This window comes from Methylobacterium sp. Gmos3, from assembly GCF_056430985.1.
The window spans coordinates 29590-52201 of sequence record NZ_JBWJYL010000005.1; the positions used below are offsets into that span (position 1 = coordinate 29590).

General features: G+C 70.9%; 24 protein-coding genes. 15 read left to right on the top strand and 9 right to left on the bottom strand.

Annotated elements, in window-relative coordinates:
• Positions 1–1320: an MFS transporter gene (locus ACS5Q7_RS11390; RefSeq protein ID WP_478339426.1), complete on the bottom strand. Its 1320-nt coding sequence runs from the start codon at positions 1318–1320 to the stop codon at positions 1–3.
• 164 nt (positions 1321–1484) lie between these two features.
• On the opposite strand from ACS5Q7_RS11390, the gene ACS5Q7_RS11395 reads away from it, so the two are divergent.
• Together ACS5Q7_RS11395 and otnC are read left to right on the top strand one after the other, a co-directional pair.
• Positions 1485–2498: a LacI family DNA-binding transcriptional regulator gene (locus ACS5Q7_RS11395; RefSeq protein WP_478339427.1), complete on the top strand. Its 1014-nt coding sequence runs from the start codon at positions 1485–1487 to the stop codon at positions 2496–2498.
• Positions 2495–3172: a 3-oxo-tetronate 4-phosphate decarboxylase gene (gene otnC / locus ACS5Q7_RS11400; RefSeq protein WP_478339428.1), complete on the top strand. Its 678-nt coding sequence runs from the start codon at positions 2495–2497 to the stop codon at positions 3170–3172. Before ACS5Q7_RS11395 ends, otnC begins: the two co-directional genes overlap by 4 nt.
• A gap of 162 nt (positions 3173–3334) precedes the next feature.
• Here the strand turns inward: otnC and glyS are convergent, their stop codons facing one another.
• The 3 genes from glyS to ACS5Q7_RS11415 all read right to left on the bottom strand — a co-directional run bounded on the left by glyS (position 3335) and on the right by ACS5Q7_RS11415 (position 7199).
• Positions 3335–5434: a glycine--tRNA ligase subunit beta gene (gene glyS, locus ACS5Q7_RS11405; protein WP_478339429.1), complete on the bottom strand. Its 2100-nt coding sequence runs from the start codon at positions 5432–5434 to the stop codon at positions 3335–3337.
• Positions 5435–5484: 50 nt separating this feature from the next.
• The gene (locus ACS5Q7_RS11410) at positions 5485–5928 is read right to left on the bottom strand and encodes a hypothetical protein (RefSeq protein ID WP_478339430.1); all 444 of its coding nucleotides are present in this window, start codon (positions 5926–5928) and stop codon (positions 5485–5487) included.
• A gap of 350 nt (positions 5929–6278) precedes the next feature.
• A complete protein-coding gene (locus ACS5Q7_RS11415) occupies positions 6279–7199 on the bottom strand; it encodes a glycine--tRNA ligase subunit alpha (protein WP_478339431.1) in 921 nt (306 codons plus the stop codon).
• Between the two features lie 211 nt (positions 7200–7410).
• Between ACS5Q7_RS11415 and ACS5Q7_RS11420 the strand changes: the two genes are divergently transcribed.
• Complete coding sequence (locus tag ACS5Q7_RS11420; RefSeq protein WP_478339432.1) at positions 7411–7680, top strand: hypothetical protein; 270 nt, start codon at positions 7411–7413, stop codon at positions 7678–7680.
• Positions 7681–7683: 3 nt separating this feature from the next.
• Here ACS5Q7_RS11420 and ACS5Q7_RS11425 read toward each other — a convergent pair whose 3' ends face one another.
• The 3 genes from ACS5Q7_RS11425 to ACS5Q7_RS11435 all read right to left on the bottom strand — a co-directional run bounded on the left by ACS5Q7_RS11425 (position 7684) and on the right by ACS5Q7_RS11435 (position 10664).
• Positions 7684–9288: a Na+/H+ antiporter gene (locus ACS5Q7_RS11425; protein WP_478339433.1), complete on the bottom strand. Its 1605-nt coding sequence runs from the start codon at positions 9286–9288 to the stop codon at positions 7684–7686.
• Positions 9289–9566: 278 nt separating this feature from the next.
• On the bottom strand, positions 9567–10061 hold the full coding sequence (locus tag ACS5Q7_RS11430; RefSeq protein ID WP_478339434.1) for an MmcB family DNA repair protein: 495 nt from the start codon (positions 10059–10061) through the stop codon (positions 9567–9569).
• Positions 10062–10142: 81 nt separating this feature from the next.
• Positions 10143–10664, bottom strand: a complete 522-nt coding sequence (locus tag ACS5Q7_RS11435; RefSeq protein WP_478339435.1) for a DedA family protein — start codon at positions 10662–10664, stop codon at positions 10143–10145.
• Between the two features lie 119 nt (positions 10665–10783).
• Between ACS5Q7_RS11435 and pdxY the strand changes: the two genes are divergently transcribed.
• From pdxY to murC, 6 genes are all read left to right on the top strand, one after another.
• Positions 10784–11632 carry a pyridoxal kinase PdxY gene (pdxY, locus tag ACS5Q7_RS11440; protein WP_478339436.1) on the top strand — a complete coding sequence of 283 codons (849 nt, stop codon included), beginning with the start codon at positions 10784–10786 and terminating at the stop codon, positions 11630–11632.
• Positions 11633–11663: 31 nt separating this feature from the next.
• The gene (locus ACS5Q7_RS11445) at positions 11664–12548 is read left to right on the top strand and encodes a PhzF family phenazine biosynthesis protein (RefSeq protein ID WP_478339437.1); all 885 of its coding nucleotides are present in this window, start codon (positions 11664–11666) and stop codon (positions 12546–12548) included.
• On the top strand, positions 12541–13251 hold the full coding sequence (locus ACS5Q7_RS11450) for an NUDIX hydrolase (protein ID WP_478339438.1): 711 nt from the start codon (positions 12541–12543) through the stop codon (positions 13249–13251). The genes ACS5Q7_RS11445 and ACS5Q7_RS11450 overlap by 8 nt, the downstream gene beginning before the upstream one ends.
• Before the next feature lie 107 nt (positions 13252–13358).
• Positions 13359–14534, top strand: coding sequence for an FtsW/RodA/SpoVE family cell cycle protein (locus tag ACS5Q7_RS11455; protein ID WP_478339439.1), 1176 nt, complete (start codon positions 13359–13361; stop codon positions 14532–14534).
• Positions 14531–15640 carry an undecaprenyldiphospho-muramoylpentapeptide beta-N-acetylglucosaminyltransferase gene (gene murG / locus ACS5Q7_RS11460; RefSeq protein WP_478339440.1) on the top strand — a complete coding sequence of 370 codons (1110 nt, stop codon included), beginning with the start codon at positions 14531–14533 and terminating at the stop codon, positions 15638–15640. Before ACS5Q7_RS11455 ends, murG begins: the two co-directional genes overlap by 4 nt.
• Before the next feature lie 42 nt (positions 15641–15682).
• Entirely contained in the window at positions 15683–17086 is a 1404-nt protein-coding gene (murC, locus tag ACS5Q7_RS11465) for a UDP-N-acetylmuramate--L-alanine ligase (RefSeq protein ID WP_478339441.1), read from the top strand.
• A gap of 13 nt (positions 17087–17099) precedes the next feature.
• Here the strand turns inward: murC and ACS5Q7_RS11470 are convergent, their stop codons facing one another.
• Both ACS5Q7_RS11470 and ACS5Q7_RS11475 read right to left on the bottom strand, forming a co-directional pair.
• The gene (locus tag ACS5Q7_RS11470; protein WP_478339442.1) at positions 17100–17474 is read right to left on the bottom strand and encodes a helix-turn-helix domain-containing protein; all 375 of its coding nucleotides are present in this window, start codon (positions 17472–17474) and stop codon (positions 17100–17102) included.
• Between the two features lie 10 nt (positions 17475–17484).
• Positions 17485–17742, bottom strand: a complete 258-nt coding sequence (locus ACS5Q7_RS11475; protein WP_478339443.1) for a type II toxin-antitoxin system RelE family toxin — start codon at positions 17740–17742, stop codon at positions 17485–17487.
• Between the two features lie 50 nt (positions 17743–17792).
• Between ACS5Q7_RS11475 and murB the strand changes: the two genes are divergently transcribed.
• Genes murB through ftsA form a run of 6 tightly spaced genes read left to right on the top strand, consistent with a single transcriptional unit; the run spans position 17793 to position 22602 of the window.
• Entirely contained in the window at positions 17793–18728 is a 936-nt protein-coding gene (murB, locus tag ACS5Q7_RS11480) for a UDP-N-acetylmuramate dehydrogenase (protein ID WP_478339444.1), read from the top strand.
• A 24-nt stretch (positions 18729–18752) separates the two neighbouring features.
• A complete protein-coding gene (locus ACS5Q7_RS11485; protein ID WP_478339445.1) occupies positions 18753–18986 on the top strand; it encodes an AbrB/MazE/SpoVT family DNA-binding domain-containing protein in 234 nt (77 codons plus the stop codon).
• Positions 18973–19371, top strand: coding sequence for a type II toxin-antitoxin system PemK/MazF family toxin (locus ACS5Q7_RS11490; RefSeq protein ID WP_478339446.1), 399 nt, complete (start codon positions 18973–18975; stop codon positions 19369–19371). The genes ACS5Q7_RS11485 and ACS5Q7_RS11490 overlap by 14 nt, the downstream gene beginning before the upstream one ends.
• Positions 19368–20288 (top strand): D-alanine--D-alanine ligase, encoded by a 921-nt coding sequence (locus ACS5Q7_RS11495; protein ID WP_478339447.1) that lies wholly within the window; start codon positions 19368–19370, stop codon positions 20286–20288. Before ACS5Q7_RS11490 ends, ACS5Q7_RS11495 begins: the two co-directional genes overlap by 4 nt.
• Positions 20255–21217, top strand: a complete 963-nt coding sequence (locus ACS5Q7_RS11500) for a cell division protein FtsQ/DivIB (RefSeq protein ID WP_478339448.1) — start codon at positions 20255–20257, stop codon at positions 21215–21217. The genes ACS5Q7_RS11495 and ACS5Q7_RS11500 overlap by 34 nt, the downstream gene beginning before the upstream one ends.
• A gap of 59 nt (positions 21218–21276) precedes the next feature.
• Positions 21277–22602 (top strand): cell division protein FtsA, encoded by a 1326-nt coding sequence (ftsA, locus tag ACS5Q7_RS11505; RefSeq protein WP_478339449.1) that lies wholly within the window; start codon positions 21277–21279, stop codon positions 22600–22602.
• Positions 22603–22612 lie beyond the last annotated feature (10 nt).

Sequence of the window (22612 nt, forward strand, 5' to 3'; positions counted from 1 at the left end):
TCACTTGTTCACGAGGCGGGGCGGCACCACGAACACGCAGGCCGCGCCGAGGACCAGCGTCACGGCCAGCACGTACATGCCGGCGGCGGTGCTGCCGGTGTAGTCGCGCAGCGCCCCGATGGCGTAGGGGCCGGCGAAGCCCGCGAGGTTGCCCACCGAGTTGATGAGCGCGATGCCCGCCGCCGCGCCCGCGCCGCTGAGGAAGGCGGTCGGCAGCGACCAGAACAGGGGCGAGCAGGCGAGCACGCCGCCCGCCGCCACCGAGAGCGCCGCGATGGCGACCACCGTGTCGGTGCTCGACGCCGAGACCGTGAAGCCCACGGCGCCGATCAGCGCCGGGATGATGAGGTGCCAGCGGCGCTCGCGAAAATGGTCGGCGCTGCGGCCGAGGGCCACCATCGTCACCGTGGCGACGAGGAACGGGATCGCGCTCACGAGGCCGATATGGAAATTGCCCTGGATGCCCGAGGCCTTGACGATGGTCGGCACCCAGAAGGCCAGCCCGTACTGCCCGGCCACGAACAGGAAGTAGATCAGGCTCATGAACCACACGCGGCCATTGCGGAACACGGTGGCGATCGAGTGCGGGCTGTCGGTCTTGGTGCGCTCCTCGGCGGCGATGTCGCGCTCCAGCACCTGCCGCTCGGCGGAGTTCAGCCACTTCGCCTCGGAGGGGCGGTTGTCGAGGTAGAGCAGCACCGCGATGCCGACGAGGACGGCGGGGATCGCCTCGATCAGGAACATCCACTGCCAGCCGGAGAGGCCGTGCGTCTCGTGGAACGTGTCCATGATCCAGCCCGAGAGCGGGTTGCCGAACACGCCCGAGACCGGGATCGCCGCCATGAACACGGTGATCACCCGCGCCCGGCGGTGAGAGGGGAACCACGAGGTCACGTAGAGGATGACGCCCGGATAGAAGCCGGCCTCGGCCAGCCCGAGGAGGAAGCGCATCGCGTAGAAGCTCGTCTCCGAGTTCACGAACACGAACGCCCCGGAGATCAGCCCCCAGGTGATCATGATCCGCGCGATCCAGACCCGCGCGCCGACCCGGTGGAGAATGACGTTCGAAGGCACCTCGAACAGGAAATAGCCGAGGAAGAAGATGCCCGCGCCGAGGCCGTAGGCCGTCTCGGAGAAGCCGAGTTCCTTCGACATCTGCAGCTTGGCGAAGCCGACATTCACCCGGTCGAGATAGGCGACGATGTAGCAGAGCATCAGGAACGGCACGAGCCGCCAGAAGACCTTGGCGTAGGTCTTGTCGATGAAGCTCTTGTCGCTGGACGCGGCGCTCCCCGGCGCCGCGGCGGCCTGCACTGGCATCGTGTTTCCTCCCTCGCCTCCCTCGTGGGAAGGCCCGTTCCGCCGCTCAAGGGGCGGCTGTGAATCGCGCTATATCTCGCTTTGGCAGCGCTGCCAATTCTGTTGTGAAACAAAATGCAGCCCTGTATGCCGATCCTGGGGAAGGGCGCCGGGAGGGTGCAGGGATGGCAGGGTTCGACCCGCCGGGACGGCTCGTGACGCTCAGCGACGTGGCCCGCGCGGCGGGCGTCGGGGAGAGCACGGTCTCGCGGGTGCTGCGCAACCACGGCTCGTCCTCGAAGCGCGCCAGGGAGCGGGTCGCGGAGGCCGTGGCCCGCCTCGGCTACGTGCCGAACCGGCTGGCGGGGAGCCTCGCCGGAGGCGGGGCGGGCACGGGGTCGGGCCTCGTCGGGGTGGTGATCCCCTCGCTCGCCAACATCGTGTTCCCGGACCTGCTGCGCGGCCTCACGGCAGCCCTCGACGGCACGGGGATGCAGAGCGTCGTCGGCGTCAGCGAATACGATCCCGACCGGGAGGAGGCGCTGGTTGCCGCGCTGCTGTCGTGGCGGCCCGAGGCGCTGCTGCTCACCGGGCTGGAGCACAATCCCGGTACGGTGACGCTCGCCCGCGCGGCGGGGGTCCGCGTGGTCGAGATGATCGACACGGACGGGGAGGGGATCGACCGGGTGGTCGGCTTCTCGAACCGGGCGGCGGGGGAGGCGAGCGCCCGGCACCTCCTGGCCCGGGGCTACCGGCGGATCGGCTATATCGGCCTCGATCCGGGGAGCGACCGGCGGGGCGGCAAGCGCCTCGCGGCCTTCGAAGCGGTGCTGGCGGAGGCCGGCCTGTCCCTCGTGGGGCGGGAGGTCCGAGAGGGCCGCTCCTCGGCCGCCATGGGCCGGGCGGGGTTCGAGGCGCTGCTGGCGCGCCACCCGGACCTCGACGCGGTGTATTTCGCCAACGACGACATGGCGCTCGGCGGCTGGTTCGCCTGCCTCGCGGCGGGGCTTTCGGTGCCGGGGCGGATCGCCCTCTTCGGCTTCAACGGCCTCGACTTCACGGAGGCGATGCCCCAACCCCTCTCGACGATCCGCACCCCGCGCCTCGCCATCGGGCGCGCGGCCGCCGCCTGCCTCACGGGCGACGGCCCGGCCCGGATCGATCTCGGATTCGACCTCATCGAAGGAGCCACCGCATGAGCGAGGAAACCCGCCTGCGCGAGGAGATCTGCCGCTACGGCCGCTCCCTGTTCGAGCGCGGGTTGACGCCGGGTTCCTCCGGCAACATCTCGCTGCGCCTACCCGACGGCGGCTGGCTGGTGACGCCGACCAACGCCTCCCTGGGCTTCCTCGACCCGGCGCGGATCTCCCGCCTCGACGGGTCAGGGCGGCTCCTGTCCGGCGACAAGCCGACGAAGGAAATCCCCCTCCACACCGCCCTCTACGAGAGCCGGGGGAGCGCGAAGGCCATCGTCCACCTGCACTCGACGCACGCGGTGGCGGTGTCGATGCTGCCGGAGATCGACCCGAAGGCGGTGCTGCCGCCGATGACGCCCTATTACCTGATGCGCACCGGGGGCACGGCGCTGGTCCCCTACTTCCGCCCCGGCGACCCGGCGGTCGCGGACGCGATCCGGGGGCTCGCCGGGCGCTATTCCTCCGTGCTGCTGGCCAACCACGGGCCGGTGGTGGCGGGCGACAGCCTGGAGGCGGCGGTCTTCGCCACGGAGGAACTAGAGGAGACGGCCAAGCTCTACCTCCTCCTGCGCAACCTCAACCCGCGCCACCTGTCACCGGGGCAGGTGCAGGATCTCGTGAGCCATTTCGGCCTGACCCTGCCCGAGCATGACGGGCACGGGCACGATCACGGGTGAGGGCGGCGCGGGCCCGAGGCCCCCGGGGACCGCACGCCTCCTTCTCGTCGTTGCGAGCGGAGCGAAGCAATCCAGGGCAGCGCCACGTTCGGAAGCGGCCTGCTGCCCTGGATTGCTTCGCTGACGCTCGCAATGACGGCGAGGGCGGGGGAATGGGCTGGCCTACCCCTCGATCTTCGAGAAGTCCGCGACCTCCCGCGTGGCGGCGCGGAGCGCGTTGAGGAGCGCCAGGCGGTTCTCGCGGAGCCTGGAATCCTCCGCGTTCACGGTGACGTCCGTGAAGAAGGCATCGACCGGGGCGCGCAGCGTCGAGAGCGCCCGCATGGCACCGGCGAAATCCTCGGCCGCGACGGCCTTCGATGCCTCGGCGCGGGCCGTCTGCAAGGCCTCGGCCAGCGCCCGCTCGGCCGGCTCGCCCTGGGCGGCCAAGGCGGCATCGGGTTCGGCGTCGTAGGCGCGGCCGTCCTTCTTCTCCTCGATGCGCAGGATGTTGGCCGCGCGCTTGTAGCCCGCGAGCAGGTTCTTCCCGTCCTCGGTCTCCAAGAATTTCTGCAGCGCCTCGACCCGGCGGGCGATGAGCAGGAGGTCGTCCTGGCCGGGCAGGGCGAAGACCGCGTCCACGAGGTCGTGCCGGGCGCCCATGTCCCGCAGGGTGATCTTCAGGCGGTCGGCGAAGAAGGCGAGGAGGTCCGCCGGATCGGCCCCGGCCCGCTCGGCCAGACCGCGATCGGCCGCGGCGAACCGGTCGAGCAGGCGCAGGCGCAAAGCCCGGTCGAGGATCAGCCGGACGACTCCCAGAGCCGCCCGGCGCAGCGCATAGGGATCCTTGCTGCCCGTGGGCTTCTCGTCGATGGCCCAGAAGCCGACCAGCGTGTCGAGCTTGTCGGCGAGCGCCACGGCGATGGCGACGGGGTCGCTCGGCACCCGGTCGGAGGGGCCGAGCGGCTTGTAGTGATCCTCGATCGCCGTCGCGACGCTGGGCGGAAGGCCTTCCAGCGCGGCGTATTTCGCGCCCATCAGGCCCTGCAACTCGGGGAACTCGCCGACCATCTCGGTGACGAGGTCGGCCTTGGCCAGCCGCGCCGCCTGCTCGGCGAGCGCCGGGTCGGCGCCGACGAGGGGCGCCAGCTCCTTGGCGAGCGCCGCGATGCGCGCGACCCGCTGCCCCTGCGTCCCGAGCTTTTCGTGGAAGACGATGCTGTCGAGCTTCGGCAGGCGGTCTTCCAGCCGGATCGCCTTGTCGGTCTCCCAGAAGAACTTGGCGTCCGAGAGCCGCGCCCGCACCACCCGCTCGTTGCCGGCGGTGATGGCGAGGCCGCCGTCGCTGGCCATCAAATTCGAGACCAGGATGAAGGCCGGCGCCAGTTCCTCCGAGCCGGACTTCCGCAGCACGAAGCACTTCTGGTTGGCGCGGATCGTGGCCCGGATCGCCTCGGCTGGGATGTCGAGGAACGCCTCGTCGAAGGAGCCGAGGAGCACGACCGGCCATTCGACCAGCCCGGCGACCTCTTCCAGCAGGCCCTCGTCCTCGACCAGTTCGAGGCCGCGGGCGAAGGCGAGGTCGCGGGCGTCGTGCAGGATCACGTCCTTGCGCCGGTCGGCGTCGAGGATGACCTTCGCCTTCTCCAGGGCCTGGATGTAGTCGTCGAAGCGGCGGACCTCGATGGGGCCCGGCGCCAGGAAACGGTGGCCGTAGGTCGTGGTGCCGGCCGTGATGCCGCCGACCGTGAAGGGGACCACCTCCGGCGTCTCGGTCTCGGGGCCGAAGGTCGCCACGATGGATTGCAGCGGGCGCACCCAGCGCAAGGCGCCGGGCTGGGCCGAGGCGGCGCCCCAGCGCATCGCCTTCGGCCAGGGGAAGCCCTTGACGATCTCCGGCAGGATCTCGGCGAGAACGTCCAGCGTCTCGCGCCCGGCCTTCTCGATCACCGCGAGGTAGAACTCGCCCTTCTTCGGGTCGGTGATCGTGGTCGCCTGATCGAGGCTCGTCAGGCCGGCGCTCTTCAGGAAGCCCTGGATCGCGGCCTCGGGGGCGCCGACGCGGGGGCCGCGCCGCTCCTCGCGAACGGCCTCGCCGCGCGCCGGCAGGCCAGCGACGTGGAGGGCGAGGCGGCGGGGCGTCGCGAAGGCCTTGGCGCCCTCGTAGAGGAAGCCGCGCGCCACGAGGGCGTCGGTGACGAGCTTCCGGAGATCCTCGGCCGCGCGCCGCTGCATGCGGGCGGGGATCTCTTCCGAGCGGAGTTCGAGCAGGAGGTCGGGCATGGCGCGGCCATATCGCCGCGCCGCACCCCTGTCGAGGGCTCAGGCCGGCGTCAGCGCGCCTCGCCCTTCAGGATGGTGGAGAGCTGCCACTTCCGGTCGCCGATGGAGTGGGCGTCGGAGACCCGCCACGCCCCATCCTCGCGCACGAGATCGTAGACGATGGATTTCGCGCCGTCGCCGCCCTTGCGCTGGACCGTGACCTTCGCCTGGTCCTTGCCCTCGGTGGCCTCCTTGAAGGTCAGGGCCTTCACGGTGTCGGGCTTCATCGGCTCGCCGTTCAGGCGATAATCGAAATCGAGGTTGCCGGTGGCGCCGTTCGCCTGCTTCGCGTCCGCGTCGAACAGCCCCTGCAGGCGCTTGGTGTAGACGGCCGAGTGATTCGGGTGCGGCTCGGCATAGAGCTTCTTCACCACGGCCTCCGGGCCGGGTTCGGCGGCAAGTGCCGGGGCAAGGCCGAGCAGGACGGCGCCGAGGGCGAGGCTGGTCTTCTTCATGAGTCGGTTCCCGCGTCTGCGCACGCGCCGGAGCGCGCCGGTTGGCGGGGCTGCAACGCATGAAGGCCCAAGGGGCTCCACTTGGGCTCCGCCGGGGCTCCACTTGGGCTCGCTCCAGCCCATCACCTCATCCTGAGTGTCTGGACGAGAAGCCTAAGCGGCTCTCCGTCCCGCCCCGTCTTTGCGAGCGTCAGCGAAGCAATCCAGGGCAGCGGGACGCTTCAAGACGTTGGCGGATCCCTGGATTGCTTCGCTGCGCTCGCAAAGACGGGGGTGGTCTTCGCCTTTCCGGCCAGACCCTCAAAATGAGAATGTGATTGGGTCGAACCTGACGATGCGCCAGGATCCGCCTACGCCCCGCCACCCGCCGTCTTCAGCCACGCCGCGCCGCAGGCCTTGGCGAGTTCCCGCACCCGCAGGATGTAGCTCTGGCGCTCCGTGACCGAGATCACCCCGCGCGCGTCGAGCAGGTTGAAGACGTGGCTCGCCTTGATGCACTGGTCGTAGGCCGGCTGCACCATGCGGTGGCGCTCGCCCTCGTTCGGCGCGCCCGCGTCAAGATAGGCGCGGCAGGCGGATTCCGCGTCGGTGAACTGGCGGAACAGCATCGTCGTGTCCGCCGCCTCGAAGTTGTGGCGGGAGTATTCCTGCTCGGCCTGAAGGAAGACGTCGCCGTAGGTGACGCGGTCCTCGCCCTCGGCGCCGTTGAAGTCGAGGTCGTAGACGTTCTCGACGCCCTGCACGTACATGGCGAGCCGTTCGAGGCCGTAGGTCAGTTCCCCCGCCACGGGGGCGCATTCGAAGCCTGCGACCTGCTGGAAGTAGGTGAACTGGCTCACCTCCATCCCGTCGCACCAGCATTCCCAGCCGAGGCCCCAGGCGCCCAGCGTCGGGCTCTCCCAATCGTCCTCCACGAAGCGGATGTCGTGCAGCTTGAGGTCGACGCCGATCGCCTCGAGCGAGGCGAGGTAGAGTTCCTGCAAGTTCGGCGGGTTCGGCTTCAGGATCACCTGGAACTGGTAATAGTGCTGGAGCCGGTTCGGGTTCTCGCCGTAGCGCCCGTCCTTCGGCCGGCGGGAAGGCTGGACATAGGCCGCCTTCCACGGCTTCGGCCCCAGCGCCCGCAGGGTCGTGGCCGGATGGAACGTGCCCGCGCCGACCTCCATGTCGTAGGGCTGCAGGATCACGCAGCCCTTGTCCGCCCAGTAGGTCTGGAGCGCCAGGATCAGCCCCTGGAAGGATCGGTTGGGAGTGGGCGCGGCGCTCGGCATGCTCGGTCGGTGCTTTCGGACTCGGCCGGGGGTCTAGGAGAGCGGGGCCGTCGGCGCAAGGCGGGGCGGGCGAGGCGCGCGCCCTATGGCGCCGGTGCGAACCGTCAAGATTGCTGCGACGACCGGAACCGCGACCCCCACAGCCAAGTTATTCGCACAACCAGGGGTTATCCGGCGCCCGATGTGCTGCCGAATGTTGCGGAATTGGACCATGACCACGTTGCCCAGGAAGTCGTTCGCCCGTCGTAACCTTGCCCTCGTCGCCACCCTCGCCCTGTCGGCGATGGCCGCGACCCCCGTCGTGATGAATGCGAGCCGCGCGCTCGCGACCTCGGACGACCCCATCCCCGCCGCGACGCTCCGCGTCGAGCCGGTGGAAGTCGCCCCCATCGCCCCGGTCGCCAAGCCGGCGTGTCTGCACAAGGTGCGTGTCGTCTACGGCAGCTACGGCACGCCGGAGGGCTGCGCCGCCGCTCGCTAAGCCTCAGCCATGCCCGGCGGCCTCGCCCGAGAGCCGCCGGAGATGCAATTCCTCGAGGTCGAGTTCGGCCTCGATGGTCCTCAGTACCGAGCCGTGGATGCGGCCCTCCCGGTGCAGGGAGGCGAGGGCGGCCCGCCCGGCCCGGACGGCTCCGAGGGCGGCCTCCATATGGGCGTCGCGCTCCCGTTCGGCCTCGGAGCGCGCGTCGCGCAGGCGCGAGGTCGCCCAGACCCGGCGGCGATACTGCTCCACCAGCACCGGGTGGCGGTGCTCGCCCGAATCGGGGGCCAGCAGGGTTTCGAGGGCGGCGAGCCCGGCCTCGTTCACCGCGACGCGGGCCATGGCGGCGTCGAGATGCCCGTCCGGCAGGCTTGAGCGCGCATCGAGCCGCAGGCGCCGGATCAGCGGACCCAGCGTCGTGCCCTGCACCAGCACCGTGAACAGGATCACCGCGAAGGCGGCGAGCAGGATCGGGTCGCGGCCGGGAAAGCCGAGCGGCAGGGCGAGGGCCGCCGCCAGCGTCACGACCCCGCGCATCCCCGCCCAGCCGACCACCAGCGGGATCGCCGGGCGGAGCGCCGGGGAGGAATCCCGCCAGCGCCGGGGCAGCAGCCGCGACAGGTAGACGGCGGGGAACACCCAGGCGAGCCGCGCCGCGACGCAGGTGAGCGTCGCCGCCAGCGCCAGGGGCAGGCCGGTGATGAGCGCATCCGCGCTGCCGCCCATCCGGTCGAGCACGCCGCGCAGCGCCAGCCCGATCAGCACGAAGACCAGCGCCTCCAGCACGAAGACCACGAAGCCCCACACGGCCAGCGCATGGGTGCGGGTGCGGGCATCGAAGGTCTCGTGCTCGCGCCCGCCGAGCATCAAGCCGCAGGCCACCACGGCGAGGACGCCGGAGGCGTGGATCTCCTCCGCCGCCAGATAGGCGAGGTAGGAGACGAGGAAGGTGACGATCGTGGCCGCGTCGGCATCGTGCAGACGGGCGACGACCCACGTGGCGACGAAGCCGAGGGCGACGCCCACCGCCACGCCCGCCACGGCGAGCCACGCGAAGCTGCCGAGCGCCGCCCAGGCGTCGAAGGCGCCGGTGAGGGCGGCGGCCACCGCGAAGCGGTAGAGCACGAGGCCGGAGGCGTCGTTCACGAGGCTCTCGCCTTCGAGGACGGTGACGGTCTTGCGCGGCAGCGTCACCCGGGCGAGCACCGCCTTGGCCGAGACGGCATCCGGCGGCGAGACGATGGCGCCGAGGGCGAAGCAGGCGGCCCAGGGCAGGCCGGGGGCGACCGCATGGGCGACCACCCCGACGACCAGCGTCGTGAACAGCACGGCCCCGAGGGACAGGGAGAGGATCGGCCCGATCGCGGCGCGAAAATCCCGCCAGACGGTGAAATAGGCCGATTCGAGCAGGAGCGGCGGCAGGAACAGGACCATGATCAGGTCCGGGTCGAGGTCGAAGGTCGGCAGGCCCGGCGCGACGGCGAGCGCCATGCCGCCGACCACGAGGGCCACGGCGGGCGGCAGGCCGAGCCGGCCGGCGACCAGGGACAGGACCAGCGCGGCCGCGAGCAGCGCGAGCACCAGTTCGAACAGGGCGACGGGTGTCATGCCCCCCGCTGTGGACGCGGCGGCGCTCCGGGGCAAGCCTCTCCGGTGTCCGGCCGGGAAGCCGGACGATCCCTTCCAAGACCTCATCCTAAGAGTCCGGCCGAGAAGTCGGCGGTTCTTTCACCCTCGACCTCATCCTGAGGTGCCGGAGCGCAGCGAAGGCCTCGAAGGAGGGCTCCAGGGATCGCGGCGCTGTCTGGAGCCCTCCTTCGAGGCCGCTGCGCGGCACCTCAGGATGAGGGGGATTGAGGGGAGGAATCGACTTTCCCGCCAGCCTCTCAGAGCGCGCCTTCGCGGATCGCGCCGGGGTCGGCGAGCGCGTGCAGGAGCCGCGCGGCGCTGTGAGCGAAGCGGAGCGTCACCGCCTTGCGCCGGGGGCCGCTGAGGGCATGCTCGGGCGCCTCGCGCAGGATCGCGGCGCCGTAGGCGTCGGCGACGATCAGGCCGCATTCCTCGGGAATCAGATCTTCCGGCACATCGTCGGGGATCGCGAAGTAGAACCGGTCGCAGAAGTCCCGGTAATCCGGCCATTTCCGGTCGGCGCGGAAATCGGCCACGCTCGATTTGATCTCCACGATGGTGAGCCGCCCCGCGCCGCAGAGGGCGATGACGTCGGCCCGGCGGCCGTTCACCAAGGAGAATTCCGGCAGGGTCACGCAGCCCATCTCCGAGAACAGCCGCCGCACCCCGCGCTGGATCCGCAGGGCGGTGGGGGATTGGCGCCGGTCCGGGGGGAGGATCAGCGCGGGTTCTGGCGTGGCGGTAGCTGTCATGACCGAATCGGTATCGTGCCGAATCGGGACATGGTGAAGGCGCGCGCCGGCCGCGTCACCTGCGGCGCGGCATCACGCGGCTCATTTCTCGAACCACGCCAGCAGACCGGCGCCGGGCGCCAGCAGCACGAAGGCCCAGACCAAGGCCGAGGCGACGTTGGCGAGCTGGAAGGGCAGGCGGCTCATGCCGAGCACCCCGGCCAGCAGCGGTACGAGGGCCCGCGCCGGGCCGAAGAAGCGCCCGAGCGCGACGGCGGCGACGCCCCAGCGGTGGATGAAGCCCTCGGCCTTGGCGGTCATCTCGGGATAGCGGCTCAGGGGCCATTTCTGCTTGGCGCCCGGCCCGAGCCAGTGCCCGAACTCGTAGGAGACCCAATCGCCCAAGGCCGCCCCGGCGGCGGCGCCGATCACCACCGGCCAGAAGGCGAGCCCGGCCCCGCCGACCAGCGCACCGACGGCCACGAGGATCACCGTCGCGGGGACGAAGAGCGAGAGCACGGCGATCGATTCGCAGAAGGCGAGCCCGGCCGCGATCAGCGGCGCCCAGGCCTTGTGCGTCTCGACGAAGGCCATCGTCGAGTCCTTGAGGGCTTCGATGTCCATGGGGGCGGAAAACTCTCCTTGCGTCGGTCCCATCTGAGTCCGGCATGGCAGCTCGGCAAGAGCGGGGGTGCGAAGGCGCGTGGAACGGGCTAACCACGGCGCGTCGAGGAGCCCTTTAAGTGAACGTCCTCTCCATTCAGTCCCACGTCGCCTACGGCCATGTCGGCAACGCCTCGGCGGTGTTCCCGATGCAGCGGCTCGGGGTCGAGGTGTGGCCGGTCCACACCGTGCAGTTCTCCAATCACACCGGCTACGGCGCGTGGCGGGGCGAGGTCTTCGCCGCCGAGACCATCCGCGACGTGGTGCGGGGCGTCGGCGAGCGCGGGGCACTCGCCCGCTGCGACGCGGTGCTGTCCGGCTACATGGGCTCGGCCGCCATCGGCGAGGCGATCCTGGAGGCGGTGGCCGCCGTCCGCGCCGAGAACCCGGCCGCGCTCTATTGCTGCGATCCCGTGCTCGGCGACACGGAGGAGGGCGTCTATGTCCGCCCCGGCATCACCGAGTTCATGCGCGAGCGCGCCGTGCCCGCCGCCGACATCCTCACCCCGAACCAGTTCGAGCTGAACCTCCTCACCGGCCTGCCGAGCGGCACCCTGGACGAGGCGCGCGCCGCCATCGCCGCCTTGCAGGCGCGGGGACCGAAGGTGGTGGTCGTGACCTCGGCGGCCACCGCCGAGACCCCCACCGACCGCATCGACCTGCTGGCCGGGGAGGGCGGGCGGCTGTTCCGGGTGCGCACCCCGCGCCTCGACCTCGCGATCAACGGCGCGGGCGATTGCATCGCCGCCCTGTTCCTCGTCCACTACGCCAGGGAGCGCTCCGCCGCCCCGGCGCTGGAGAAGGCGGCGGCCTCGGTCTACGGCCTGCTGCGCGCCACCGCCGAAGCGGGCTCGCGGGAAATCCTCACCGTCGCCGCTCAGGAGGAGTTCGTCGCCCCCTCCGAAGTTTTTCCCGCCGAGGCGGTCTGAGCCGACACTGTCCCAAGCCTGAGGTGATGCCATGACGCGCCGCTTCGCCACCCTCGACGTGTTCACCACGCAGCCCCTCGCCGGCAACCCGCTGGCGGTGGTCCTCGATTCCGAAGGGCTCGACGGCGCGGCGATGCAGGCCATCGCCCGCGAATTCAACCTGTCGGAAACGGTGTTCCTGCTCCCGCCGGACGAGCCCCGCCACCGGGCGCGGTTGCGCATCTTCACCCCCGCCCGGGAACTCCCCTTCGCTGGGCATCCCACCGTCGGCACGGCGGTGTTCCTCGCGTTGCAGGATCCGCCCGGCGCCGACGCCCGCGCCTTCGGCCTGGAGGAAGGGATCGGCATCGTGCCCTGCGTCGTCGAGACCCTGCCCGACGGCGCGGGCGGCCGCGCCCGGTTCAAGCTGCCCGCCATGCCCGAATATCTCGGGCCGGGGCCGGAGCCGGAGGTACTGGAAACGCTCCTCGGCCTGGAGCCGGGGGAGGTCGGCTTCGGCCGGCACCGCCCGAGCCGGCACGGGACGGGGCCGTGCTTCACCTGCGTGCCGGTCGCCTCGGCCGCGCGCCTCGATGCGGTGCGCCCGGCCGCCGCCCCGGAGGAGGGCGACGGGCTCTATCTCTACGCCCCCGACCCGGAAGGGCTGGGCCTCGCCTTCCGCACCCGGATGTTCGCCCCCCGGATGGGCGTGCCGGAGGACCCCGCCACCGGCTCGGCGGCGGCGGCCTTCGCCGGGGTGCTGATGCAATTCGAGTCGCTCGGCGACGGCATTCACGACGTCGCCATCGCCCAGGGGCAGGCGATGGGCCGCCCGAGCAGCATCGCCCTGCAGATCGACATCGCGGCCGGCGCCCTGCGCTCGGTGGAGATCGGCGGCGCGGCGATTCTCGTGTCGGAGGGACGCTTGCGTGCCTGATGGCTTCCACGCCACGAGCCTGCGGGGCGTCGAGGGCCGGCTCGTGCCCTACGCCTGGCCCTGGGCGCGGGACAACGCGGAGCGGATCGCCGCCCATTGGGAGCGCCGCCGCGCGGCGCGGCCGGCGATGTTCGACGGCATCGTCCTCCTGTCCTGCGCCTGCGCCGTCGAGGGCGGGATCGCCCGCGTCGACCTGTTCGAGGCGCGCTACTCGCAATTCGTGGCCTATCGCGACGGCGGACGCTTCGACGGCGTTGTCGCCAACGCCTTCGCGGCCATCGTCCCCTGGAGCGCAGATGGGGCGGTGCTGGTGGGCGAGATGGGCGCCCACACCGCCAATGCCGGCCAGCTCTACTTCCCCTGCGGCACCCCCGACCGGGACGACCTACGCGGCGAGGCGGTCGATCTCGTGGGCAGCGCGGAACGGGAATTCACCGAGGAGACCGGGCTTTCGCTGCCGGACGACGCGGCGGGCGAGTGGATCCTCCTGGAAGGGGAGGGACAATTGGCCTTCCTGCGCCCCGTGCGCTTCCCGCAGACCGCCGATGCCCTCGTGGCGCGGGCCGAGGCCCACCGGCAATCGGAGGCTGACCCGGAACTGGCCTCCCTCCGCATCCTGCGCGGTCGCGCCGACCTCGATCCGCAGCGCATGCCGGGCTTCGTGCGGACCATCCTGTTCGAGGCCTTCCCGCCGGCAACCTGAGCGGGCACGACAGGCCGGTTTGGCGACCGCGTAGCGAAGCATTTACCATTCGCGGACAAGCTTCCGGCTCGCGCCGCAGGCCCGGCGCCGGGAGCACCCGCACGCCCATGATGTCCCGCGCCGAACGCACCCCCCTGACGGATTGGTGGTGGACGGTCGACCGCGGCCTCCTCGCGGCGCTCGTCGCCCTGATGGTGGCCGGGCTGGTCTTCCTGATGGGCGGCGGCCCGCCGGTGGCCGAGCGCATCGGCCTGCCGACCTTCTACTTCCTGAACCGTCAGGCGATGTATCTCGCGCCGACCGTGCTGATCATCTGCGCGGTGTCGTTCCTGAGCCTGCGCGGCATCCGGCGGCTCGCCCTGCTCACCTGGGTCTCCGGGGTCGCGCTCTGCCTGCTCGCCGTGAAGGTCGGGCCGGAGATCAAGGGCGCGCATCGCTGGATCCAGTTCGGCTCCTTCGGCCTCCAGCCCTCCGAGTTCGTGAAGCCGGCCTTCGTGGTCGTCGCGGCCTGGGCCTTCTCCGAGGGCGCGCAGCGGCGCGACATGCCCGGCGGCCTGCTTGGCCTGCTGATCCTGCCGGTCACCATCGTCCCGCTGCTGCTGCAGCCGGATTTCGGCCAGACCATGCTCATCACCATGACCTGGTCGGCCCTGCTCTTCGTGGCGGGCCTGCACCTGATCTGGGTCGGCGCACTCGGCGTCTTCGGCCTCGCGGGCGTCTTCGCCGCCTACACGTTCTTCCACCACGTCCGCGAGCGCTTCAACAAGTTCCTCGACCGGGGCGACGACGGCGCGGGCGGCGGCTTCCAGGAATTCTGGTCGCGCGAATCCTTCCGCTCGGGAAGCTGGTTCGGCACCGGGCCGGGGGAGGGCGTCGCCAAGCGCCACCTGCCCGATGCCCATACCGACTTCCTCTTCTCGGTGATCGGCGAGGAATTCGGCGTCATCGTCTGCCTGTGTCTCGTCGCTTTGTTCGCCTACATCGTGCTGCGCGGCCTCAAGCTCGCCCGGCGCACGGACGACACGTTCTCGCGGCTGGCGATCACGGGGCTCGCGACCCTGTTCGGCTTGCAGGCGTGCATCAACATGGCGGTGAACACCCAACTCATGCCGGCCAAGGGCATGACGCTCCCCTTCGTCTCCTTCGGCGGTTCGTCGATGTTCTCGCTGGCGCTCGGCACCGGCTTCCTCGTGGCGCTCACCCGCAAGCGCCCGCGCACGGTGCTCCTCAGCCAGAAGCCCCCCGGCACCGCGCCGTCCAGCGTGGCGGGAGTGATGCAGTGACCGTCTTCACCCCCACCATCCTGCTCTGCGCGGGCGGCACCGGCGGCCATCTCTTCCCGGCCGAAAGCCTCGCCCATGCCCTGCGGGCGCGGGGCGTGCGCGTCGCCCTGGCCACGGACGCGCGGGTCGATTCCATCGCCACAGGCTTCCCCGCCTCGGAGATCGTCACCATCCGCTCGGCGACGCCGTCGGGCATGAGCCCGCTCCGGCGGGCCAAGGCCGTCGTCACCCTCGGGCGGGGCTTCGGCGACGCCGCCAAGGCGATCCGGCGGATCAACCCGGCGGCGGTGGTCGGATTCGGCGGCTATCCGACCGTGCCGCCCGTGCTGGCCGCGCAGCTCCTGCGGGTGCCGACGCTCCTGCACGAGCAGAACGCCGTGATGGGCCGGGCCAACGCCTTCCTGGCGCGGGGCGCGCGCACCATCGCCACCGGCTTCCGCGAGGTCCGGGGCATCCCGGACAAGGCGACCGCCCGGCGCGTCCATACCGGAAACCCCTTGCGGCCCGCCGTCATCGAGGCGGCGCGCATTCCCTATCCGGCCTTCGGGGAGGGGGACGTGCTCCGGCTCCTCGTGTTCGGCGGAAGCCAGGGCGCGCGGATCATGGGTGAGATCGTCCCGCCGGCACTCGAACGCCTGCCCGCCGACCTGCGGGCGCGCCTGCACGTCACGCAGCAGGTGCGGCCCGAGGACCTGACGGCGGTGCAGAACCGCACCCTCGCCATGGGTCTCGCCGGCCTGGATGCGGCCCCGTTCTTCAAGGACCTGCCGGCCCGGATGGCGGCGAGCCACCTCGTGATCTCGCGCTCCGGCGCCTCGACCGTCTCGGAACTCGCCGCCATCGGCCGCCCCTCGGTGCTGGTGCCCCTTCCCGGCGCCCTCGATCAGGATCAGGCGGCCAACGCCGCGACCCTGGAGGCGATCGGCGCCGCCCTCGTCCTGAAGCAGACCGCCTTCACCCCCGACCGGCTCGCCGCCGACCTCGTGGAGATGTGCGAGAACCCGGCGAAATTGACCCGGGCCGCCGATGCGGCGAGAAGCGCAGGCATTCACGACGCCGCCGAGCGGCTGGCCGAAGTCGTCGTCGAGACGGCGGCCCATCCCTGATCGCCGCGCCGTCGCGCCCGGTTCCGCACAGGTCTGACACCCATGAAGCTGCCCGACAAACTCGGTCCCATCCACTTCATCGGCATCGGCGGCATCGGCATGTCCGGCATCGCCGAGGTGATGCACAACCTCGGCTACACGGTGCAAGGCTCGGACGCCTCGGACAACGCCAATGTCCGCCGCCTCGCGGACAAGGGCATGCGCACCTTCGTCGGGCATGACGCGGCCAACGTCGCCGAAGCCGGGCTCGTCGTCGTCTCGACGGCGATCCGCCGCGACAATCCCGAGCTCGAAGCCGCCCGCGAGGCCCGCCTGCCGGTGGTGCGCCGCGCCGAGATGCTGGCCGAGCTGATGCGGTTCAAGTCCTGCGTCGCGGTGGCCGGCACCCACGGCAAGACCACCACCACCTCCCTGGTGGCGACGCTCCTCGACGCCGGCAACCTCGACCCGACGGTGATCAACGGCGGCATCATCAACGCCTACGGCACCAACGCCCGCATGGGCGCGGGCGACTGGATGGTGGTGGAGGCCGACGAATCGGACGGCACCTTCCTCAAGCTGCCGGCGGACGTGGCGATCGTCACCAACATCGACCCCGAGCATCTCGACCATTTCGGCTCGTTCGACGCGATCAAGGACGCGTTCCGGCGCTTCATCGACAACATCCCGTTCTACGGCTTCGCGGTGATGTGCATCGACCACCCGGTGGTGCAGGATCTTGTCGGCCATATCGAGGACCGGCGGATCATCACCTACGGCGAGAACCCGCAGGCAGACGTGCGCCTGATCGACGTCGACCTGAAGGGGGGCCAGAGCAAGTTCCGGGTGATGATCCGCGACCGTCGCCCCGGCTACCGGATGGAGATGGAGGATCTCGTCCTCCCGATGCCGGGCAAGCACAACGCGCTGAACGCCACGGCGGCCCTGGCGGTGGCCCACGAGCTCGGCGTGAAGCCCGACGCGATCCGCAACGCGCTCGCCGGCTTCGGCGGCGTGAAGCGGCGCTTCACCCGCACGGGCGAGTGGAACGGCGCGGCGATCTTCGACGATTACGGACACCATCCGGTGGAGATCAAGGCGGTGCTCAAGGCCGCCCGCGCCTCGACGGATCACGGGGTGATCGCGGTGGTGCAGCCGCACCGCTACACGCGGCTGCAATCGCTGTTCGACGATTTCTGCACCTGCTTCAACGACGCCGACACTGTGATCGTCGCCCCGGTCTACGCGGCGGGCGAGGCGCCGATCGAGGGTTTCGACCGCGACAGCCTCGTGGCGGGCCTGCGCTCGCGCGGCCACCGGGACGCCCGCGCCCTGGAGAAGCCGGAGGATCTGGCGGGGATCGTCGCGGACGTCGCCAAGTCCGGCGATTACATTGTGTGCCTCGGCGCCGGCACGATCACCCAATGGGCCTACGCCCTGCCGGGTGAGTTGGCCACGCGGGGGTGAGGGTGGACGGGGCCTACGGAGCGATGTCCTCGGGATCGACGCCGAGGACCCGCGCCAATGTTCCGGCCATCGCCAAATCGGCGTCCACCGTGCCCGCCTCAAGGGCGGCGAGGGTCTCGGTGGGCACGCCGCTGTCGCGGGCGAGGGTTTCGAGGGACAGTGCGCGCTTCGCTCGCCAGAAGGCGAGGGGGCTCGGCGCCCGGAGCAGCGCATCGAGTTCGGCCTCGGTGAGGAGTTCGTCCTCGCCGGCTGCCACCCGTTCCCGCGCGGCGTCGATCGTCCGCGCGTCGGCGGCATCCTCCGCGAGGTCGCGCAGGCGGTCGAATTCGGCCTCCGGGAGGATCACGATGGCCTCGCCCGCCGGCGTCACGGTTCGCACGATGGTCACGGTCACGCTCCTAGCCGTAGATCGACCCGCGAGGGCCGACATCATGAATGATGACGCGTTCCGGCTCGATGGTGAAGACCGCGCGCCAATCGCCGATCCGCAGGCGGTAGCGATGGCCTTCGCCGCGCAGGGCTTTGACGTTGTTGGAAAGGGCCTCCGGATCGTCCGCGTAGAGCCGAAGCTTTTCGCGGATCAGCCGTTCCGTCTCTTCGGGCATGCGGCGGAACGCGCGTGCGGCGCTCCGGGTGAAGACGATCTCTCGCGCCATGCCTGCAAACTTGGCTCCCCCGTTCGGGACCAGATGAACCGATTCCCATCATGATATCAAATACCCTTCACGACACGATCCGCGCCGCCGCGCCCGGCCTCCGGGGCCGGCTGGTGGCGGGAGCGAGCCTGGCCGATCTGACGTGGTTCCGCGTCGGGGGGCCGGCGGAGGTGCTGTTCACCCCCGCCGACGAGGAAGACCTCGCCGCCCTGCTCGCCGCTCTCGACCCCGCTGTGCCGGTGACGGTGATCGGCCTCGGCTCGAACCTGATCGTGCGCGACGGCGGCATCCCCGGCGTGACCGTGCGGCTCGGCGGCAAGGCTTTCGGCACCGTGACCATCGACGGCGAGACAATCAGCGCCGGCACCGCCGTGCCCGACATGCGCCTCGCCAAGGCAGCGGCGGAAGCCGCCCTCGACGGGCTCGCCTTCTATCGCGGCATCCCCGGCTCGGTGGGCGGGGCGCTGCGCATGAATGCCGGCGCCCATGGCGGCGAGACCACCGACGCGTTCGTGGAGGCGAGGGGCGTCGACCGGCGCGGCAACCTCCGCCGCTTCGACCACGCCCGGATGGGCTTCTCCTATCGCCACTGCGCGGCACCGGAGGAAGTCATCTTCACTGAGGCCCGGTTCCGAGGCCGCCCCGGCGAGCGCGAGGCCATCGAAGCCGAGATGGAGCGCGTCACCGCCGCCCGCGAGGCCGCCCAGCCGATCCGCGAGCGAACCGGCGGCTCGACCTTCGCCAACCCGGAGGGCGGCAAGGCCTGGCAACTCATCGACGCCGCCGGCTGCCGGGGCCTGACGCGGGGCGGGGCGCAGGTCAGCGAGATGCACTGCAACTTCCTGATCAATCGCGGCGGCGCCACCGCCGCCGACATCGAGGGCCTCGGCGAGGAAGTCCGCCGCCGGGTCCGCGAGACCAGCGGGGTCGAGCTGCGCTGGGAGATCAAGCGGATCGGTGTTGAGGCCCAATTCGTAAGTCGGTAAGATGTAAGTCGATTGGTGCCCTTCATGCCTGCTCAGATCATGCGAACGGCGTATTCCAAGGTCTCGGTGAAGAGTCAGACCGTACTTCCGGCCGAGGTGCGCGAATGGCTGTCCATTAGCCCCGGAGACCGCCTCCGCTACGTGATCACGCCCGAGGGGGTCACGATCGACAAGGCACCTGCCGAGGGCGAGGACCCCTTCGTCGCCTTCACCGAATGGGGCGGCCCGATCGATGACGAAGACTATGCCGACCTCTGACCCCGGCGACCTTCCGGCCGGCACGGTGGTCGTCGTGCCGTTTCCGTACTCGGACCGGCTGGCCGAGAAGCGGCGGCCGGCGTTGGTCGTCTCCGGTCCCAAGGTGGCGGCGTCCGGCTTCGTCTGGATCGCGATGATCACGAGCGCGCGGAACACGGCGCTCGCCACCGATGTCCGCATCGATGACCTTCCGGCGGCCGGTCTTGCCGTCCCGTCGGTCGTTCGGCCCTTGAAGATCGCCTGCATCGAGCCCGCCCGCGTCCTGCGGGCCATCGGCGCCCTGCGGCACGACACGGCGGCAGAGGTTTATGCCTGCCTTCATGACATGATCGGGACGGCTGCCGGCGTCCCGAACCTGACCCTCTCTCCGGAGCCTGCCCCATGACCCGCCACGTCGCCGTCCTGATGGGGGGCACCTCCTCCGAGCGTGAGGTCTCGCTGAATTCCGGCAAGGCCTGCGCCGATGCCCTCGAAGGGGAGGGGTACAGGGTCACGCGGATCGATGTCGGGGCCGATGTCGCCACCGTGCTCACCGGGCTCCGGCCGGATGCCGCCTTCAACGCCCTGCACGGGCCGGACGGCGAGGACGGCACGATCCAGGGCCTCCTGGAAATCCTGAAGATTCCCTACACCCATTCCGGCGTCCTCGCCTCGGCGCTCGCCATGGACAAGGAGCGCGCCAAGGTCGTCATGCGGGCGGCCGGGGTCGACGTGCCGGGCGGCATGATCGTTAACCGCATGGAGGCCGCGCGCCGCCACGTCCTGCCGCCGCCTTATGTGATCAAGCCCAACGCCGAAGGGTCGTCGATGGGCGTGATCATCGTGCGCGACGGGCGCTCGCACCCGCCCCAGATCCTCGCCTCGGACGAGTGGCGCTTCGGCGACCAAGTCCTTGCGGAACCTTACATTGCCGGCCGCGAGCTGACCTGCGGGGTGATGGGCGACAAGCCCCTCGGCGTCATCGAAGTGAAGGCCGCCACCGAGTGGTACGATTATGACGCCAAGTACGCGCCGGGGGGTTCGATCCATGTCCTCCCGGCAGAACTTAAACCAAATGTTTACCAGCGCGTCCAAGAGTTGGCGTTAACGGCGCATCAAGCGCTGGGTTGTCGGGGCGTCAGCCGTGCCGACCTTCGCTACGACGACACGCCGGGGGGAACCGGCGCGCTGGTCGTGTTGGAGGTCAACACGCAGCCCGGCATGACCCAGACGAGCCTTGTGCCGGATATGGCGGCCCATGCGGGCCTGAGTTTCGGTGAGCTCGTCCGATGGATGGTGGAGGACGCTTCCCTGAATCGCTGAACCCGGGTCCCGCCCGGGCCGCGGGCCTGTCCGCGCGGCTCGCCGGCAACCCGCTCCTGCGATTCGCCGCGCGCTTTCCCTCCCGCGCCCTCTCGGTGCGGCGGGTGCGCGGTGGCCAGCCCATGTCCGAGCGGCTGCCGCGCGGTGCGGGGACCGTCGCCATCTCCGTGACCCTTGCCGCCGTGTCTCTGGCCGGCTTCGTCGCCAGCGGCCGTTACGATGCCTTCGTGATCGAGCAAGGGCGCCCCCTCGACGTGGCGGCGCGCGTCCTCGGCTTCGGCGTGAAGCGGGTGACGATCACCGGCATCTCGCGGATGTACGAGCGCGAGGTCCTGGCCGCCGCCGGGATCGATTGGCGCTCCTCCGTGCCCTTCCTCGACGTGAACGAGGCGCGCGAACGGCTCCTGCGGGTGCCGCTCATCGCCCAGGCCTCGGTCCGCAAGATCTACCCGAACGACATCGCCATCACCCAGGTCGAGCGTGAGCCCGCCGCCCTGTGGCAGAAGGACGGCGTCATCAACGTCATCGCCGCCGACGGCACGGTGATCGACGCCATGCGCGACGACCGCTACGCCAGCCTGCCGCTGGTGGTGGGCGAGAACGCCAACGCCAAGCTGCCGGAATACCTCGCCCTGGTGTCCGCCGCCGGCCCGCTGGCGGACCGGATCAAGGCCGGCACCTACGTCTCGGGCCGCCGCTGGACCCTGAAGCTCGACGGCGTCGACGTGCGCCTGCCCGAGGACGATCCGGCCGGGGCGCTCGCCCGCCTCGTCAAGTTCGAACGCAACGAGCGCCTTCTGGAGAAGGACATCATCGCCGTCGACCTGCGCATGGCCGACCGGGTGGTGGTGCGCCTGACCGAGGAAGCCGCCGCCGCCCGCGCCGAGGCGCAGCAGCAGAACAAGAAGAAGCCGGGGGCGCCCACATGAGCCCCCGCATCGCGCCCGCCTTCTCCCTCCGTCCCGCCTTTCGCGTCCGGTAGCGTTTCATGCACAGCCAACACGGCCTCACGCCGCGTCTGAAGCCGCTCTCGGCCCGCCGTTCGACGATCCTCTCGGTCCTCGACATCGGTACGAGCAAGGTGGTCTGCCTGATCGCGGAGCTTCAGCCCGCCGAGGCGCTCTCGACGCTGCGCGGGCGGACGCATCTGGCGCGGATCATCGGCATCGGCCACCAGCGCTCGCTGGGCCTCAAGGGCGGCGCGATCATCGATCTGGAAGCGGCCGAGAACTCGATCCGCCAGGCGGTGCATGCCGCCGAGCGGATGGCCAAGGTCGAGGTCCAGTCGGTCATCGTGAACATGTCCGGCGGGCGCCTCGCCTCGCAGCATTTCCAGGCGCGGGTGAACGTGCGCTCCGGCAGCGTCACCGGCTCGGACGTGGAGCGCGTGCTGGAGACGGCGAGCGCCCACGGCGTCAGCCCCGGCCGGGCCGTGCTGCACGCCCTTCCCACCGGCTACGCCCTGGACGGGCAGGGCGCGGTGATCGACCCCTCGGGGATGATCGGCGAGGCCTTGGGCGTCGACCTGCACGTCGTCACCACCGAACTCGCCGCCGCGCGCAACGTGATGCTGGCGATCGAGCATTGCCATCTCGGCGTCGAGGCGGTGATCGCCACCCCCTACGCCGCCGGCCTCTCGGCCCTCGTGGACGACGAGGCGGAGATGGGCGTCTGCGTCGTCGACATGGGCGGCGGCACGACCAGCGTCGGCGTGTTCTCCGGCGGACACCTGGTCCATTGCGACGCGGTGGCGGTGGGCGGCCACCACGTCACGATGGACATCGCCCGGGGCCTCTCGACCCGCGTCGCGGCGGCCGAGCGGCTGAAGACCCTCTACGGCTCGGCCATCTCCTCCCCCTCCGACGAGCGCGACATGATCGCGGTCCACGGGGTCGGCGAGGAGGAGGGCGATGCCCCGGCCCATATCCCGCGCTCGCAACTGGTGCGGATCATCAAGCCGCGCGTGGAAGAGGTGGTGGAGCTGGTCCGCGACCGGCTGCGCAACGCCGGCTTCGCCGCCCAGGCCGGGCGCCGGGTGGTGCTCACGGGCGGCGCGAGCCAGCTCGTCGGCCTGCCGGAGGTGGCCCGGCGGGTGATGCAGGGGCAGGTCCGCATCGGGCGGCCCCTCGGGATCCGCGGCCTGCCCGAGGCGGCCAAGGGTCCGGCCTTCTCGGCCTCGGTCGGCCTGCTCGTCTACCCGCAGGTCGCCCACGCCGAATATTTCGAGCCGCGCGGCCACGGCGCCTTCGCCGCGACCGGCACGGACCACCGATACCTCCCGCGGGTCGTCCGCTGGATCAGGGACAGCTTCTAACGGTCCGCGC

Bases quoted from the DNA above. Each gene is read 5' to 3' on its own strand.
- ACS5Q7_RS11390 (WP_478339426.1), bottom strand. From the start codon at position 1,320: ATGCCAGTGCAGGCCGCCGCGGCGCCGGGGAGCGCCGCGTCCAGCGAC.
- ACS5Q7_RS11395 (WP_478339427.1), top strand. From the start codon at position 1,485: ATGGCAGGGTTCGACCCGCCGGGACGGCTCGTGACGCTCAGCGACGTG.
- otnC (WP_478339428.1), top strand. From the start codon at position 2,495: ATGAGCGAGGAAACCCGCCTGCGCGAGGAGATCTGCCGCTACGGCCGC.
- glyS (WP_478339429.1), bottom strand. From the start codon at position 5,434: ATGCCCGACCTCCTGCTCGAACTCCGCTCGGAAGAGATCCCCGCCCGC.
- ACS5Q7_RS11410 (WP_478339430.1), bottom strand. From the start codon at position 5,928: ATGAAGAAGACCAGCCTCGCCCTCGGCGCCGTCCTGCTCGGCCTTGCC.
- ACS5Q7_RS11415 (WP_478339431.1), bottom strand. From the start codon at position 7,199: ATGCCGAGCGCCGCGCCCACTCCCAACCGATCCTTCCAGGGGCTGATC.
- ACS5Q7_RS11420 (WP_478339432.1), top strand. From the start codon at position 7,411: ATGACCACGTTGCCCAGGAAGTCGTTCGCCCGTCGTAACCTTGCCCTC.
- ACS5Q7_RS11425 (WP_478339433.1), bottom strand. From the start codon at position 9,288: ATGACACCCGTCGCCCTGTTCGAACTGGTGCTCGCGCTGCTCGCGGCC.
- ACS5Q7_RS11430 (WP_478339434.1), bottom strand. From the start codon at position 10,061: ATGACAGCTACCGCCACGCCAGAACCCGCGCTGATCCTCCCCCCGGAC.
- ACS5Q7_RS11435 (WP_478339435.1), bottom strand. From the start codon at position 10,664: ATGGACATCGAAGCCCTCAAGGACTCGACGATGGCCTTCGTCGAGACG.
- ACS5Q7_RS11445 (WP_478339437.1), top strand. From the start codon at position 11,664: ATGACGCGCCGCTTCGCCACCCTCGACGTGTTCACCACGCAGCCCCTC.
- ACS5Q7_RS11455 (WP_478339439.1), top strand. From the start codon at position 13,359: ATGATGTCCCGCGCCGAACGCACCCCCCTGACGGATTGGTGGTGGACG.
- murC (WP_478339441.1), top strand. From the start codon at position 15,683: ATGAAGCTGCCCGACAAACTCGGTCCCATCCACTTCATCGGCATCGGC.
- ACS5Q7_RS11475 (WP_478339443.1), bottom strand. From the start codon at position 17,742: ATGGCGCGAGAGATCGTCTTCACCCGGAGCGCCGCACGCGCGTTCCGC.
- murB (WP_478339444.1), top strand. From the start codon at position 17,793: ATGATATCAAATACCCTTCACGACACGATCCGCGCCGCCGCGCCCGGC.
- ACS5Q7_RS11485 (WP_478339445.1), top strand. From the start codon at position 18,753: ATGCCTGCTCAGATCATGCGAACGGCGTATTCCAAGGTCTCGGTGAAG.
- ACS5Q7_RS11490 (WP_478339446.1), top strand. From the start codon at position 18,973: ATGCCGACCTCTGACCCCGGCGACCTTCCGGCCGGCACGGTGGTCGTC.
- ACS5Q7_RS11495 (WP_478339447.1), top strand. From the start codon at position 19,368: ATGACCCGCCACGTCGCCGTCCTGATGGGGGGCACCTCCTCCGAGCGT.
- ACS5Q7_RS11500 (WP_478339448.1), top strand. From the start codon at position 20,255: ATGGATGGTGGAGGACGCTTCCCTGAATCGCTGAACCCGGGTCCCGCC.
- ftsA (WP_478339449.1), top strand. From the start codon at position 21,277: ATGCACAGCCAACACGGCCTCACGCCGCGTCTGAAGCCGCTCTCGGCC.